The sequence below is a fragment of the Microbacterium arborescens genome, assembly GCF_030369635.1.
Taxonomy (GTDB): Bacteria; Actinomycetota; Actinomycetes; order Actinomycetales; family Microbacteriaceae; genus Microbacterium.
Window position 1 is genome coordinate 2,269,727 of the sequence record NZ_CP128474.1, and the last position, 13,723, is coordinate 2,283,449.

Below are 13,723 nucleotides of genomic sequence, written 5' to 3' on the forward strand. Positions count from 1 at the left end.
CTTCGTCGTCACGTCCATCGTCACGCAAACGTCATACTCGCGGATGATTCGGGTCTCTCAGCGAACCCCTAGTCTTGAGGCGATCTTGAAACAAGGGGGTTGCACGTGCACCGCAAAACACTCCGATGGGCCGCGCCGGCCGCGGTCGGTCTCGTCTTCGTGCTGGCCGGTTGTACGGCCGCGGACGGGTCCGCGAACGACACCGAGGACTCGCCGCTGAACGAGTATTTCTCCGCCTTCTACGGCGGCGATATGAGCGAGGAGGAGCAGCAGGCCCGGTTCGAGAAGGAGAACAAGCAGCGCGAGGAGCTCGTCGCGCAGTGCATGCAGGACGAGGGTTTCGAGTACATCCCCGCGCCCACCAACGCCTCGTTCAGTTCGGGCACGGAATGGAAGCCCGAAGACCGCGAGTTCGTCTCCCAGTGGGGCTACGGCGCCGTGAAGTATCCCGACGCCGACGCGGAGCCTGCGCCCGAGCAGCAGACCACCGATCCCAACTCGGACTACGTCACGGCCCTCTCCGAGTCGGAGCAGGCTGCGTACTACGAAGCGTTGTACGGCCCGACCCCGAGCGAGGAGGAGATGTCCGAGGACGGCTCCTACGAGTACAACTGGGAGACCTCGGGCTGTCACGGCTGGGCCAGCCACGAGATCAGCGGCGACGACCCGCTGCAGTCCGACGAGTTCGCCGACGTCATGGACGCCATCACGAAGTTCTACGAGAGCACCGCGTCGCTCCCCGCCATCGCCGACATCGACCGTGAGTGGGCCGCGTGCATGGACACCGCGGGGTACCCCGGATTCGCGACGCAGACCGATGCCCAGAACTCCATCTACGACGAGCTCAACGCCATATACGAGAACATGACGGAGACCGGCCCGGACGAGGCGACGATGGACGAGATCCACGAGCGAGAGGTCGAGCTGGCCCTCGCCGACCTCGACTGCCGCAAGGAGACCGACTACCGCGCCAAGTACCAGAAGGCGCAGTACGAGGCCGAAGAGCAGTTCATCGCCGATCACAAGACGGAGCTCGAGGCGATGAAGGCGGCGGCTGAGCAGGCTCGTCCGTGAGCGACCGCCCCGTGAACGACGCACCAGAGCCCGATGACTCGTTCGACGACCTCGTCGCAGATCCCCTGAGCCCGGCCGAAACCGCCGTCGACGGCCCGGATGCCGCGGCCTCCACGACACTGTCGAGCGGCGGCCGGTTCGCCGTCTGGCGGTCGGTGGCCGCCCGCAACCGCGTGCTGTGGGTCTCCGCGGCGGTCGCCGTGGTCGCGCTCGTCGGCGGGCTCCTCGTCGGGCGGTTCGTCATGGCGCCCGCCTCGGCCGCGGCCGACGACGCCCCCGCTCCCGGTCTCGTGACGGTGCCGGTGGAGTTCGGTCCGCTCAGCAATGACGTCACGATCCGCGGCGAGGTCGGGTTCGCCGACCCCGTCGAGGTGAAGATCGACACGTCCGCGATCTCGGGTCCGGCAGTGGTCACCGGACAAGTTCCGGCACTCGGAGCCGAGCTGACGCAGCTCTCCGTCGCGCTCGAGGTGGCCGGGCGTCCCGTGATCACGCTGCCGGGCGAACTGCCCGCCTACCGCACCCTGCGATTCGGGGTCGCCGGCCCCGACGTCGTGCAGTTCAAAGAGGCGATGCGTGCCGTCGGCATCGATGCGGGCGACCCCGGTAACGACGTTTTCGACGAGCAGGCCGCGAATGCGGTCACCGCGCTGTACGCGGCAGTCGGCTACACCGGCCCCGAGTCCGAGGAGGACGGCACGAGCAGCGTCCGGTCGGCCCAGGACAACGTCCGGTCCGCCGAGCAGGCCCTCGCCGCCGCGCGCGGAGCCCTGAACGCGGCCGGGCGAGACGGCAATGCCATCGCACGTGCCGACCTCGAGGTCGCGAATGCGCGCGCGCTGCTGCAGGGCGCCCGCGACAACGGTGCCTCGTGGGACGAGATCGTCGCGGCCCAGAACCAGGTGGCCACCGCCGAGCTCGCGCGCGAGCAGCTGAACGCCGCGCCCGACACGAGCAGCGAGCGCGCGGCGGTCGACGCCGCGGCCAGCCAGCTCTCGCAGGCGCAGGACGACCTCGTGCGCGCCCGTCAGCAAGCCCTGCCCGCACTTCCGGCGGGAGAGGTGCTCTATCTCACCGAGCTGCCGCGCCGTGTGGACGCGGTGTCGGCTGAACGCGGCAGCATCCTCTCCGGTGCGGCGATGACCGTGTCGGGCGCGACCGTGGCTCTGACCGGATCAGCTGCGGAAGCCGACGCCAAGCTCCTGACGGCCGGCTCGACCGCCAGCTTCGCGCTGCCCGACGGGACCGAGCACGCTGCGACCGTCACCGCGGTCGACCCCGGAACGGGCGGGGAGAGCCGGTGGAAGGTCAGCCTCGAGCCGGCCGCGCTGACCCCCGAGCAGATCTCGCAGCTGCAGGGCACGAACGTGCGCGTCACGATCGCCGTCGGCGCGACGGCGGGCGATGTGCTCAGCGTTCCCGCGGCGGCGCTGACGGCAGGCCCAGGCGGCGAGACGAGAGTCGAGGTCGTCGAGGGCGACCCGCGCGACCCCGACGCCCGCACCCGCCTCGTCGTCGTCGAGACCGGTCTCTCCGCCGGCGGCGCCGTCGAGGTGCGAGCTACCGACGGTGAGCTCGCGGAAGACGATCTCGTCGTGGTCGGGCGATGACCGACGCCGCCATCGTCACCTCCGATCGCCCCGCCGCCCCGGACGAGTTCGTCGACGTCATCCGATCGGATGAAAATCCACCGGTAATCGAGCTGCGCGATGTCACCCGTTCGTTCCCCGGCCCACCGGAGGTGCAAGCACTCAAGGGCATCAACCTGACGGTCTCCGACGGTGAGTACGTCTCGATCGTCGGGCCGAGTGGATCGGGCAAGTCGACGATGCTCAACATCCTCGGACTCCTCGATCGGCCGACCGTGGGCGAGTACCGCCTCGCGGGCGAGCTGACCGGCGGCTATACCGAAGACGAGCGGGCAGCGGTGCGTGCACGACGTCTCGGCTTCGTCTTCCAGGCGTTCCACCTGATGCCGCGGCGAACCGTGCTCGAGAACGTCATGCTGCCGATGCTCTACAGCGGCACGCCACGCGGCGAGCGCGCGGAGCGCGCACGAGCCGCCCTCGACCGGGTCGGCCTCGGTCACCGCGTCGACTTCCGTCCCGGGCTGCTCTCGGGCGGTGAGCGACAGCGGGTGGCGGTGGCGCGTGCCGTCGTCACACAACCCCGCGTCATCCTCGCCGACGAGCCGACCGGCAACCTCGACCAGGCCACCACCGCCGACATCATGGCGTTGTTCGAAGAGCTCAACGCGGGCGGGCTGACCTTCGTCGTCATCACGCACGATCAGGGCGTGGCTGATCGTGCGGCTCGGCGCATCCGCATCGCGGACGGCCGGATGAGCGAGCTGAGCTGATGGCCGCGCTCTGGAAGAAGCTCCGCAGCCGGCGGTCCGACCGCTCGACCGACGCTTCGGCGACGACGACCGCGGTTGCCGAAGCCCGCCAGGTGGCACGCGCCGATCGCTTCGGGTTCGGCGACCTCGTCCTCGAGGCGACGACCGACATCGGCTCGCGCCCGGGCCGTCTGGTGATGACCGTCATGGGCACCGTGCTCGGCATCGGCGCGCTCGTGGCGACCATCGGCTTCGCACAGACCGCCGCCGGGCAGATCGCTCGGCAGTTCGATGCCGCTGCCGCGACCCATCTGAGCATCGGTCCGAGCGAGGCGCAGGCACGCGGCGGCCAGCGGGTCGCGACCGCCTCGCTGCCGTGGGATGCGCCGGCGCGCCTCGAGAACCTCGCCGGCGTCGAGTCGGCCGCCGTGCTGGCACCGGTCACGCTGCGCGAGAACACGATCACCGCCGTGCCGATCAACGATCCCTCGATCGCGGCTGCCGCTCCCCCGGCGCTCTTCGCGGCCTCGGGCGAGTTCCTCGACACCCTCGGCGGGCGCATCGTCACGGGTCGGTCGTTCGACGCTGGACACGATGCCCGCGGCGATCGCGTCGCGATGCTCGGCTCCCGCGCCGCCGAACGCCTCGCGATCAATCGCGTCGACACGCAGCCCTCGGTGTTCATCGGCGGCGTGGCTTACGCCGTCGTCGGGATCTTCGACGAGCTCGACCGCCGCGCCGAGGTCGTCGACGCCGTCGTGATCCCCACCGGTGCCGCGCGACAGGACTTCCAGCTCGCCTCCCCCGGTGACGCCATCGCGCGCATCGTGGTCGGCACCGGACCGCAGCTGCGTCAGCAGGCACCTCTGGCCCTCGCGCCCGACGCGGTCGACACGCTCGAGGTGAGCGCGCCGCAGGGCCGTTCCGATCTCGCCCGCGACGTGCAGGGAGACGTCAACGTCGTCTTCCTCATCCTCGGCGTCATCGTGCTGCTGGCGGGAGGCCTCGGGATCGCGAACGTCACGACCCTGTCGGTGCTCGAACGCACCGGCGAGATCGGGCTGCGACGCGCGCTCGGGTCGACCGGAAGGCAGATCGCCGGACAGTTCGTCGTCGAGTCGATCGTCATCGGACTGCTGGGCGGCCTGATCGGGTCGGCCCTCGGCGTGTTCGCCGTGATCGGCGTATCGATCGTGCAGCAGTGGTCGCCCGTCCTCGATCCCTGGGTGGCTCTCGGCGGAACCGTGCTCGGAGCGATCATCGGGCTCGCAGCCGGCGGCATCCCGGCCCGGCGCGCATCGCGCATCGAACCGGTCGTGGCGCTGCGCGGCAACGCCTGATCCCGCCCATAGCGCGGACGGCGCCCGAGCGCCAGTCCTCCTCGCCTCGAGTCGTCGAGGTCTACCGTTGCTCGCGGTGGGACGGCCGAGGACGAGGACGCGGGATGATCGACAGTGTCGCGAGCGATGATTCCGTCCTCCCTGGCGTGCTCCTCGCGGGTCGGTACCGCGTTGTCGAGGCGATCGGCTCGGGCGGCATGGCCCGCGTGTTCCTCGCGCGCGACGAAGCGCTCGGGCGTCCGGTAGCTGTCAAGGTGCTGCGGTCCGAGCTGACCGACAGCACCGCGGCGGACCGCGCCGCGATCGAGACGCGGCTGCTCGCGTCACTGAATCACCCCGGCCTGGTGACCCTGTTCGACGCGCATCTGAGCGACGAGCCGCGCTTCCTCGTCATGGAGCACGTGGTGGGGATGACGCTGTCGCAGCGCATCGCGACGGGTGTCCTCGACGACGGGGAGCTGACCGCGCTCGGCTCTCAGCTCGCCGACGCACTCCACGTGGTGCACGACGCGGGAATCGTGCACCGCGACGTGAAGCCGTCGAACATCCTCCTCGCCCGGTCGACGGTGCCCGGCGTGCCGCTGCGCGCCAAGCTCGCCGATTTTGGCATCGCCCACCTTCTCGACAGCGACCGTGTCACCTCCCCCAGCCTGCTGATCGGCACCGCCGCATACATCGCGCCCGAACTGCTGCACGGCGCTGATCCCGCCCCGCCGTCGGACATCTACGCGCTCGGTCTGGTCCTGCTCGAAGCAGCGACCGGCGAGCGCGCATTCTCCGGGTCGGAGGGCAATCGCGGCCAGCTGCTGGCGCGCCTGTCGCGTGACCCCGACATGCCTCCGATGCTGGACCACCCGTGGCGCGACCTGCTCTGCGCGATGACCTCGCGGCGTCCCGACGACCGTCCCACGGCGCTCGAGGTGATGTCGCGGCTGAGTCGTCGTGGCTCTGGCGCCTCGGGTGGCGCCGCGCCAGCCGCACCGGCTGCGCCTGCCGCGAGGGGAGGCGACGATGAGAACGCATCTCGCACCGCTCAGGCGGATGTCGCGACCGCGGCGTGGCCCGTCACCGAGGCTCGGGATCTCGAGACCACGACGGCATCCGATGCCCCGGTAGCCGCGACCGCTGCCCTGTGGGCACGCGGCACGACAGCAGAACCGGGCATCGAGCCGCTGTTCGGGTCGCCACCCCTCCGCGCCACCGGTGCCTCGACGGCGGCTCGCGGAACGACCACGCGGCGCCGGAGGCGAACGGCGATCACCGTCGGCGCCGCATCCGTCGGCGCGATCGGAGTAGCGCTCACCGCTCACCTGCTGCTGATGCCGCCCCCGGCCTCGCCGACGACGAATGTGACCGTACCCGCCGTCGTGGAGACTCCGGCAGACATCTCGACGGGCAACGGCGTCGCCGACGTCGAGGCTCCGACGGACGAGACCCCGGCGGCGACCGAGACGGTCGTCACGCCGGGGACGGGCGACGCCGGAGATGACACGCCGGCCGGGGCGGTCCCCGCCGGGGCGACGACCGTCGACACCCCCGCCGCGCCGGCCCAGAACAACGGGTTGGCCCCCGGCTCGAACAGCGGCAACGGGAACGGAAACGGCCCCGGCTCGAACAGCGGCAAGGGACCGGGCTCGACGGGGCCCGGTAAACCGGACAAGCCCGGCGGCTGAGCCCTCAGCGTCCGTCGGCGGAGGTGAGCAGTGCTCCCGCGTGGGCCAGCTCGGCGAGCGCGGCGGCGCTCGACTCCTCGGCGACACCCGCGACGAGGTCGGTCAGGATGCGCACGCGACGACCGTGCGCGATCGCGTCGAGTGCTGACGCGCGCACGCAGTAGTCGGTCGCGATGCCGACGATGTCGACGTCGACGACCCCGTGCCGGGTCAGCAGGTCGGCGACGGCATCCGCCGCTTCGGTCGTGCCCTCGAAGAGCGAGTAGGCGGGCACCCCCTGGCCCTTCTTCACGTGATGGGTGACGGCGGAGACGTCGAGCTCGGGGTCGTACTCGGCTCCCGCCGTATCGGCGACGCAGTGCACCGGCCAGGTCTCGACGTAGTCGGGCTCACCGTCGGCGAAATGTCCGCCGTTGTCATGATCAGCGTGATGCCAATCGCGCGAGGCCACGATGATCTCGTAGTCGTCGGCGTGATCCCGGAGGTGACGCGTGATCGCGGCGGCGACCGCGTCACCTCCGGTCACACCGAGCGCTCCGCCTTCGGTGAAGTCGTTCTGGACATCGACGATGAACAGGGCACGGGTCATGCGTCGAGGCTACGCTCCGCGTCCGCGCGGCGCACGGCCCGTTCACGACGCCACAGCTTCGACGGCCACCAGATGGCGGCGCCGATGTCGTGGGCGAGCGCGGGAACGAGGAGCGAGCGGACGACGAACGTGTCGAGCAGCACTCCGAACGCCACGATGAACGCGATCTGCGCGAGGAACAGAATCGGGATGACGCCGAGGGCCGCGAACGTCGCTGCGAGCACGAGTCCCGCCGAGGTGATGACCCCGCCTGTCGCCACGAGTCCTCGCGCGATGCCCCGACGGGTTCCGTGCTCGAGCGTCTCTTCGCGCACCCTCGACATGAGGAAGATGTTGTAGTCGACTCCGAGCGCCACGAGGAACACGAAGCCGTACAGCGGCACGGCGGGGTCGCCTCCGGGGAAGTCGAAGACGTGGTTGAACACCAGAGCGCTCACGCCCAGCGCCGTGCCGAACGACAGGATCGTGCTCAGGATGAGCAGCACCGGCGCCAGGATCGAGCGCAGCAGCAGCATCAGGATGAGCAGGATCACCACCAGGATGACCGGGATGATGACGGTGCGGTCACGGATCGAGGTGTCGTTGGTGTCGACGTCGGTCGCGGTCGTCCCGCCCACGAGCACCCCGGGCACCTCTTCGGCGAAGGTCGCGCGCAGGTCGCGCACGGTCTGCTCGGCCTCGAGCGAGTCGGCGGGATCGGTGAGCGTCACCGAGAGCAGGATGTCGCCCTCCGACACCGTCGGCTCGGGCACCGGTGCGCCCGGAGCGCCTGCCGCCGTGAAGACGGGCTCGCCGTCCTCGAGAGCGACGGAGACCTGACCGGTCGGCGAGTCGGCCGCGATGGCGGCGACCGAGGAGATGCCGGGGTTCTCGTCGAGGATGACGAGCGCGTCAGCCAGACGGCCCTCGGGAACGATGACGGATGCCGGGCTGCCCGACCCCGCGGGGAAGTGCTCGGCGAGAGCGGCCTGGCCGTCGCGGGCTTCCGAGGTTCCGAGCACGAGGTCGCTCGAGGGCACACCGTTCGCGTTGAGCTGCAGCACGCCCGCGGCGCCGACGAGAAGCACGACAGTGCTGATGATCCAGACCGGGCGGGCGCGGCGCGCGACGAAGCGCGCCTGACGCGGCCACAGCCCGCGGACCGGCTGACTCGGGTCGTCGGGGAGATCGATCGCGCCGGTGCGCGGGATGAACGGCCAGAACGCGGCTCGACCGCACAGCGCCAGGAGGGCCGGCAGGAAGGTCAGCGCCGAGAGCATCGAGAAGGCGATGCCGATCGAGGCGATGGGGCCCAGCGCCTTGTTGCTGGCGAGATCGCTCAGCAGCAGGCAGAGCAGGCCCGCGATCACGGTTCCCCCCGAGGCGAGGATCGGCTCGACGGCGCCCTTCCAGGCGCGCAGCGTCGCATCCCAGCGTGACGCACCGGCCCCGATCGCCTCTCGGTAGCGAGCCGTGTACAGCAGGGCGTAGTCGGTCGCGGCGCCGATGACCAGGATGAACAGGATGCCCTGCACCTGTCCGTTGAGGACGACGATGTCGGCCTTCGCGAGCCACCAGACCGTCAGCAGCGCGACGCAGAGCGCGAACACCGATGTGAGGAGGACGAGGATCGGCAGCAGCGGCGACCGATAGACGATGACGAGGATGACGAACACCGCGGCGAGCGCGACGAGGAGAAGAAGTCCGTCGATGCCGAGGAAGCCCTCGGCGAGATCGGCCGTGAAGCCGGCTGGTCCGGTGACCCACGCCTCCACGCCTGCGGGAAGGTCCTTCTGGACGAGGACGCGGATCTCTTCGACGACGTCGCGCACCTCACCCGAGGCATCGACGGGAACGAATACCTGAACCGCGAGACCGTCCTCGGACGGGATGGGCGGCGAGACCTCACCGACTCCCTCGAGCTCGCCGATGGCGGCGGTGAGCTCGGTGAGTGCTGTCAGCTGGGCCTCGTCGAGCGGGTCGGATGCGGCGGCGACGACGACTGCCGGGATCTCTTCGCCGCCCGTGAAGTCGGTCAGGCGTTCGCTGACCTGCGTCGCATCGGCGCTGGCGGGCAGGAACGACGACTGATCGTTCGTGGCCACTTCGCTGACCCGCCCGAAGTACGGCCCGCCCACGGAACCGCCCACGATCCAGACGAGCACGAGCAGGGCGGGGATGCCGATGCGCAGCCAGCGCGGCACAATTCGTTCGCTCTTCACGTAGGTAGCTTATCTAGCTATTTAGAGACGCGCCACCTCACGGCCGATCGCCGCGCAGACTCAGCCGCGCGCGAAGAGGACGATCCAGGATGCGACGAGGGAGACGACGCCCACCGCGAGGAACCCGGAGGACAGACCGACGAGCAGGTGATGGGCGGGCGGGCGCCGGGTCAGCCGCATCCTCCCCCGCCACCCGCGCCGATACCAGATGTCGGCCCGATCGCGGCCGGCCAGAAGCGTCGCCGCGTGCTCGTCGACCCGCGCACTGTTGGCTTCACCCTCATCGTCGAACCACCGGACCCACGTGCCATCGGCCTCATGATCGACGAGAGCTTCGGCCGCCAGCCAGGTGCCGTCCATCGCCCACAGCGCGAGGAACGCGATCCCGAACACGGCGGCACCGCCGAAACCCGCCCAGCTGAGGATCTCCAGGACCGCGTCGATGGTGCTCGTCACGCGCACCGCCGACTCGGGAAACAGGTCGCTCGCGCCATGCACTCAGTATGGTTCACGCGCGGCGCAGGTTCACGCGGGACGCAGCAGCACCGAGAGAGAGGCGAGCGTGCGCTCGAGCTCGATGGAGGGCTCGAGCAGCCACTGGATCTGCAGGCCGTCCGACGCCGCGATGAGCAGCGCCGCGAGCTGCTCCGCGGGCACATCGTCGCGAACGGTTCCGGCTCGCTGCTCGGCGCGAAGCCTCGCGGTCAGCTCACCACGGATGCGCTCGAATCGCTCGGTGAAGAATCGCTTGCCGTGCTCGCTCCCCGCCTCGAGCGCCCCGGCGACGAGGATCGAGTAGAGCTCGACGAGGCCGGGCACCTCGAGGTTGTCGACGGCGGCACGCGTCATGACGCCGACCGCGGTCTCGGGCGGAACGGGGTTGCGCCGACCACGCTGTGTCTCGGCGTGCTCGTAGACGGCGACGAGCAGCTGCTCGCGCGATTCGAAGTAGTGCAGCAGCGCAGCGTGCGAGACCCCGATGGCCTCGGCGATGCGCCGCAGCGACGTGCCCTGCAGGCCGCGCTCCTGGAAGACCTCGATCGCGCGGTCGAGGATCTCCTGGCGCCGCGCGACGCCCTTGGCGTAGGCGCCCGGGCGCCCCATCCTCGCGCGATCGTCGTTGCTCACAGGGCGACTGTAACAACAAAACCTCCACCTGGATGTATTACGTGTTAGCGTGACGTCGTGCCACCACAGGCACCCCGCACGATGACGTACGAAAGAAGGTCGACTGTGACTCAGGTCCAGGCATCCGTCCAGCTCTATTCGCTTGCGAAGGAGTTCTCCGCCGACATGTCCGGCTCGCTGGCGAAGCTCGCCGAGATCGGATTCGCACACGTCGAGGCGTTCGACTTCGTCTCGCGCCCGACCGAGATCCGCGCGGCCCTGGACGCCGCCGGTCTCACCTCGCCGACCGGTCACGCTCCCCTGCTGACCGACGAGCTCTGGACGCCCGACGGCTCCATCCCCACGCCCGCGCCCGAGGTCGTCTACGAGGCCGCCGCCACCATCGGCATGAAGACGGTCATCGACCCGTTCGTCGCCCCCGACCGCTGGCTCACCGAAGAAGGCGTCGCTGACATCGCCGAGCGCCTCAACGCGCAGGCTGAGATCGCTGCAGGGTTCGGCCTGAGCGTCGGCTACCACAACCACGCGCAGGAGTTCGTCGCGTCGTTCGACGGTCAGAGCGCCTACGAGCGCTTCGTCTCGCTCCTCGACGAGCGCGTCACCCTCGAGCTCGACCTGTTCTGGGCGCTGACCGGCGGCCAGGACGTGCCTGCCCTGGTGAAGAGCCTCGGCGACCGCCTCATCGCCGTGCACGTCAAGGACGGTGTCGTGCCGGCATCCAACCCCTGGGCCCCCGGCGCCGAGCAGTTCGGCTCGGACAGCCTCGACCAGCGCCACGCCGGCACGGGCGATGTGCCGCTCGCCGAGTCGCTGCGTGCCGCGACCGCACTGAAGTACGCGGTCGTCGAGTACGACAAGGCCCCCGGAGACGTCTTCGCCGACGTCGCCGCCAGCCTGGCGTTCCTGCGTGAGAACGGCGTCAGCGCATGACCGGGCCCGTCGGAGTCGGTTTCGTCGGCGTCGGTGTCATCAGCGACACCTACCTCGAGAACCTGGGCTCGTTCCCCGATGTCCGCGTCGTCATCCTCGGCGACCTCGACGTCGACCGCGCCAAGGCCCAGGCCGAGAAGCACGGCGTCGCGGAATGGGGCACGACCGATGATGTCCTCGCCCACCCCGACGTCGACGTCATCGTCAACCTGACGATCCCCGCCGTCCACGTCGAGATCTCCTCGCGAGCGATCGCCGCGGGCAAGCACGTCTGGACCGAGAAGCCGCTCGGCCTCGATCGCGAGAGCACCGCGGAGCTCCTGCGCCAGGCGGATGCCGCGGGCCTGCGCATCGGTTCGGCGCCCGACACGCTTCTCGGCCCTGGCTTCCAGACCGCGAAGCGCGCGATCCAGAGCGGTGTGATCGGCGAGCCCATGTTCGCCTCGACGGCTTTCCAGACCGTCGGCCCCGACCTGTGGCACCCGAGCCCCGCGTTCCTCTTCGCCCAGGGGGCCGGCCCGCTGCTCGACATGGGACCGTACTACTTCAGCGGTCTCGTCAGCCTCTTCGGTTCTGTCGACCGAGTGGCTGCCGTCGGGCGCAAGAAGCTCGAGGAGCGCACGATCCAGGCGGGCCCCAACGCGGGCACCGTCTTCCCCGTCGAGGTGCCCACCACGATGCAGGTCGTCACGGCCTTCGAAGCGGGCCAGCAGGCGGCGAGCCTGCTGAGCTTCGACTCGGCCCTCGAACGCCACGGCGTCTTCGAGGTTCACGGCACCGAGGGCTCCATCGTCCTGCCCGACCCCAACCAGTTCGAGGGACGCATCGCGTACGTCAAGGCGCGCACGTCGATCTCGGACGGCAACTGGGGCGAGCAGGAGTGGATCGAGATCGAGCAGGAGGGCAAGCTCACCGGCCGCGGCCTGGGTCTGCTCGACATGGTTCGCGCGATCGCCGAGAACCGGCCTCACGTCGCCACCGGCGAGCTCGGGTACCACGTGCTCGACGTCATGCTCTCGGCGCAGGAATCGGCTGCCTCGGGGGAATTCGTGAAGGTCGCGAGCACCGTGGCGCCCGTGCCCACCGTGCCCGTCGACTTCGACCCCTTCGCCGCGACGCTGTAACGCCCACGGCGACCCGCCGAGCGGGTAATGCGAAAGGCCCGGACTCTTCGGAGTCCGGGCCTTTCGTTGTGGAGCCGCCTAAGGGAATCGAACCCTTGACCTATTCATTACGAGTGAATCGCTCTGCCGTCTGAGCTAAGGCGGCGCGCGTCGCTGTGCGATGCACGATCAGCAATGTTACATGGTCTCCGACCCCGCCGCGAACCGGCGGCGAGGCCTGCGGCCTTATACCGGGAGACGCCGTGTTACGCGACGATTACTCGCCGTCCGCCGGTGGCGCTTACCGTCGTAGCGCACCGCGATGAGGCGAGCGCGACCCCGGTCGCGCATGGGCGGGCCACCGCCCCGCGGTGCCCGATCCGAGGAGCACCACTCATGTCCAAGCGACTTCTGACCGCGGCCGCCCTGGCCCTCCCCCTGACCCTTCTGCTGGGCGCGTGCGCGTCGGACGCGGGCTCCGGCGACGCCGACGATGCCGCACAGGACGGCCCCGTCCGCATCGGTGTCGTGGGCGCGGGCGACCCCTACTGGGAGACGTACAAGGAAGCGGCCGCCGACGAGGGCATCGAGGTCGACATCGTCGACTTCACCGAGTACACGCAGCCGAACCCGGCACTGTCGGCGGACGAGCTCGACCTGAACCAGTTCCAGCACATCATCTACCTCGCGACCTACAACGTGAACGCCGACGACGACCTCGTGGCCATCGGCTCGACGGCGACCTACCCGCTGGGTCTGTACTCGACGCAGTACGACTCGGTCGACGGCATCCCCGAGGGCGCGACGGTCGCCGTCCCGAACGACGAGAGCAACCAGGCCCGGGGCCTGCTCGTGCTGCAGGCGCAGGGCCTCATCGAGCTCAAGGACGGTGGCTCGGTCTTCTCCACCACGGCAGACGTCGAGCCGGGATCGAAGGTCAAGGTCGAGGCTCTCGACGCAGCTCTGACCGCGACCTCGCTTCCCGATGTCGCCGCCGCGATCATCAACAACGACTTCGTCGAGGATGCCGGGCTGACGTTCGACGACGCGCTCGCCACCGACGACCCCAGCGACCCGAGCGCACAGCCCTACATCAACATCTTCGCCGCCAAGGCCGAGGACGCCGACAACCCGACGTACGAGAAGCTCGTCGAGATCTTCCAGAACACGAAGGCCGTGACCGACGGCCTCCAGGAGGCTTCGGGTGGATCCGCCGTGCTCGTGAAGACCCCCAAGGACGAGCTCGCCTCCGCCCTGAAGCAGGTCGAGGACGACGTCCGCGCCAACCAGTGACATCATGCGTGTGCGGCCCGCTCCACAGGACGGGCCGCACACGCATGTCCCGTT

12 protein-coding genes and 1 tRNA gene are annotated in these 13,723 nt (G+C 69.9%); 8 read left to right on the top strand and 5 right to left on the bottom strand.

Going from position 1 to position 13,723, the window contains the following annotated elements; translation table 11 throughout:
- Positions 1–105: 105 nt before the first annotated feature.
- From QUC20_RS10820 to QUC20_RS10840, 5 genes are all read left to right on the top strand, one after another.
- The gene (locus QUC20_RS10820; protein WP_289329867.1) at positions 106–1,074 is read left to right on the top strand and encodes a hypothetical protein; all 969 of its coding nucleotides are present in this window, start codon (positions 106–108) and stop codon (positions 1,072–1,074) included.
- Positions 1,071–2,684, top strand: coding sequence for an efflux RND transporter periplasmic adaptor subunit (locus QUC20_RS10825; RefSeq protein ID WP_289329868.1), 1,614 nt, complete (start codon positions 1,071–1,073; stop codon positions 2,682–2,684). The genes QUC20_RS10820 and QUC20_RS10825 overlap by 4 nt, the downstream gene beginning before the upstream one ends.
- Entirely contained in the window at positions 2,681–3,433 is a 753-nt protein-coding gene (locus QUC20_RS10830) for an ABC transporter ATP-binding protein (RefSeq protein ID WP_120264906.1), read from the top strand. The genes QUC20_RS10825 and QUC20_RS10830 overlap by 4 nt, the downstream gene beginning before the upstream one ends.
- The gene (locus tag QUC20_RS10835; protein ID WP_289329869.1) at positions 3,433–4,752 is read left to right on the top strand and encodes an ABC transporter permease; all 1,320 of its coding nucleotides are present in this window, start codon (positions 3,433–3,435) and stop codon (positions 4,750–4,752) included. The genes QUC20_RS10830 and QUC20_RS10835 overlap by 1 nt, the downstream gene beginning before the upstream one ends.
- 104 nt (positions 4,753–4,856) lie before the next feature.
- Entirely contained in the window at positions 4,857–6,425 is a 1,569-nt protein-coding gene (locus QUC20_RS10840; protein WP_289329870.1) for a serine/threonine-protein kinase, read from the top strand.
- A gap of 4 nt (positions 6,426–6,429) precedes the next feature.
- Here QUC20_RS10840 and QUC20_RS10845 read toward each other — a convergent pair whose 3' ends face one another.
- From QUC20_RS10845 to QUC20_RS10860, 4 genes are all read right to left on the bottom strand, one after another.
- Complete coding sequence (locus QUC20_RS10845; RefSeq protein WP_289329871.1) at positions 6,430–7,014, bottom strand: isochorismatase family protein; 585 nt, start codon at positions 7,012–7,014, stop codon at positions 6,430–6,432.
- Complete coding sequence (locus QUC20_RS10850) at positions 7,011–9,215, bottom strand: MMPL family transporter (RefSeq protein ID WP_289329872.1); 2,205 nt, start codon at positions 9,213–9,215, stop codon at positions 7,011–7,013. The genes QUC20_RS10845 and QUC20_RS10850 overlap by 4 nt, the downstream gene beginning before the upstream one ends.
- 60 nt (positions 9,216–9,275) lie before the next feature.
- Positions 9,276–9,671 (bottom strand): hypothetical protein, encoded by a 396-nt coding sequence (locus tag QUC20_RS10855; protein ID WP_289329873.1) that lies wholly within the window; start codon positions 9,669–9,671, stop codon positions 9,276–9,278.
- Between the two features lie 69 nt (positions 9,672–9,740).
- Complete coding sequence (locus QUC20_RS10860; protein WP_289331515.1) at positions 9,741–10,319, bottom strand: TetR/AcrR family transcriptional regulator; 579 nt, start codon at positions 10,317–10,319, stop codon at positions 9,741–9,743.
- 189 nt (positions 10,320–10,508) lie between these two features.
- Between QUC20_RS10860 and QUC20_RS10865 the strand changes: the two genes are divergently transcribed.
- Both QUC20_RS10865 and QUC20_RS10870 read left to right on the top strand, forming a co-directional pair.
- Positions 10,509–11,273, top strand: a complete 765-nt coding sequence (locus QUC20_RS10865; protein ID WP_183045433.1) for a sugar phosphate isomerase/epimerase family protein — start codon at positions 10,509–10,511, stop codon at positions 11,271–11,273.
- Positions 11,270–12,397 (top strand): Gfo/Idh/MocA family protein, encoded by a 1,128-nt coding sequence (locus QUC20_RS10870; protein ID WP_289329874.1) that lies wholly within the window; start codon positions 11,270–11,272, stop codon positions 12,395–12,397. The genes QUC20_RS10865 and QUC20_RS10870 overlap by 4 nt, the downstream gene beginning before the upstream one ends.
- Positions 12,398–12,466: 69 nt before the next feature.
- Here QUC20_RS10870 and QUC20_RS10875 read toward each other — a convergent pair.
- Positions 12,467–12,542 (bottom strand) — tRNA-Thr (locus tag QUC20_RS10875).
- Positions 12,543–12,772: 230 nt separating this feature from the next.
- On the opposite strand from QUC20_RS10875, the gene QUC20_RS10880 reads away from it, so the two are divergent.
- The gene (locus tag QUC20_RS10880; RefSeq protein ID WP_289329875.1) at positions 12,773–13,669 is read left to right on the top strand and encodes a MetQ/NlpA family ABC transporter substrate-binding protein; all 897 of its coding nucleotides are present in this window, start codon (positions 12,773–12,775) and stop codon (positions 13,667–13,669) included.
- The last annotated feature ends 54 nt before the right edge of the window (positions 13,670–13,723 follow it).